Below are 1,413 nucleotides of genomic sequence, written 5' to 3' on the forward strand. Positions count from 1 at the left end.
CGCGTTGACTCATAGAAAACCTCCGCGTAGCCGGATACGTTGCCTCATTTGAAAACCTCCGCTTGGCGGCGTGGTTTCCGGGGGTGGCAGCGGATGCGGGTTATGCCCATTTTCATGGAGCTAACGATGGTCCAGCGGCAGGCTGTGACGAAGAAGAAAGCCCTCGCCTATAAGAGCGCGGATCGTGGGGGGAAATCCCGGATTCTGAACGAGCTGGTGGAGTTGACCGGATGGCACCGCGATTACGCCCGGGCGGCCCTGCGGGAAGCCCTGGTCCTGAGAGTCGTCAGGCCCAGACCGGGCCGGACCCCTGTCTACGGCCCGGATCTGTTGCCGCCGTTGATCACGTGTTGGGCGGTGCTGCGCGCCCCTGCCGGCAGGCTCCTGGCCCCGATGCTGCCGGTTCTGGTGCCGCTGTTGCGCCGGGACAAGGAGTTGGTTATCACCGACGGCCAGGCCGATTTGCTGGTGCGCATGAGCGCGGCGACCATTGACCGCAAACTCGCCGGGGAACGGGCGAAACTCTTCCCGCGGGGACGGTCCCATACCAAGCCCGGGACGCTCCTGAAATCCCAGATCCCGGTCCGGACCTGGGCCGAGTGGGACGACGCCGTGCCCGGATTCGTGGAGATCGATCTGGTCGGACATGAAGGCGGGAACAGCTTCGGGCAATTCTGCTTCACCCTGACAGTGACCGATATTTGCACCGGCTGGACGGTGAACCGGACTGTGCGTAACAAGGCCGCCAAATGGGTCTTCGAGGCCCTTGAACACGTCGCCGCCGTGTTCCCGTTCCCGATCATCGGGATCGATTCGGACAACGGCTCTGAATTCATCAACGACCACCTGCTCGCCTACTGCCATGCCCAGCAGATCACCTTCACCCGGTCCCGGCCGGGGAACAAGAATGACGGCGCCCACGTGGAGCAAAAGAACTGGGCCAGGGTCAGAGAACTCGTCGGCTACCTTCGCTACGACACCCCCGCGGAGCTTGAGAAACTCAACGAGATCTGGGAGCTGGACCGGATCCTGACCAACTACCTGCTGCCCCAGCAAAAGCTCATCGAGAAGCACCGGCACGGCGCGAAAGTGATCAAGAAGCACGACGCGCCGGCCACACCCCACCAGCGGGCCATCCGTCACCCGAGGATGCGTAAACGCCCGATCATCGGCATGAACACCGTTTTCAAACAGATCAAACCCGCTGCGCTCTCACGCCAGATCCTGGCACTCACCGCTCAGCTGGAAACACTCGCCAAGGCCAAACAACCCGCCGCGGCCAAACCCATCAACAGGGCCTGGAACCACTGAGGACCCGGAGGTTTTTCACTGAGTCAACGTAGCCCTAAACCGGAGGTTTTCAAATGAGGCAACGAATCAGTCTTCCCGGAGGTATTGCAATGAGGCAACAGG

Annotated in this window: 1 protein-coding gene; it reads left to right on the top strand. The window is 61.8% G+C overall.

Translation table 11 applies throughout. The features are described 5' to 3' along the window. Positions 1–126: 126 nt before the first annotated feature. Entirely contained in the window at positions 127–1,311 is a 1,185-nt protein-coding gene (locus DBR22_RS13505; protein WP_219928118.1) for an integrase catalytic domain-containing protein, read from the top strand. Positions 1,312–1,413 lie beyond the last annotated feature (102 nt).

The sequence above is a fragment of the Arthrobacter sp. HMWF013 genome, assembly GCF_003061105.1.
GTDB lineage: Bacteria > Actinomycetota > Actinomycetes > Actinomycetales > Micrococcaceae > Arthrobacter.

Coding starts and splice junctions, on each gene's coding strand:
- DBR22_RS13505 (WP_219928118.1), top strand. CDS start 127: ATGGTCCAGCGGCAGGCTGTGACGAAGAAGAAAGCCCTCGCCTATAAG.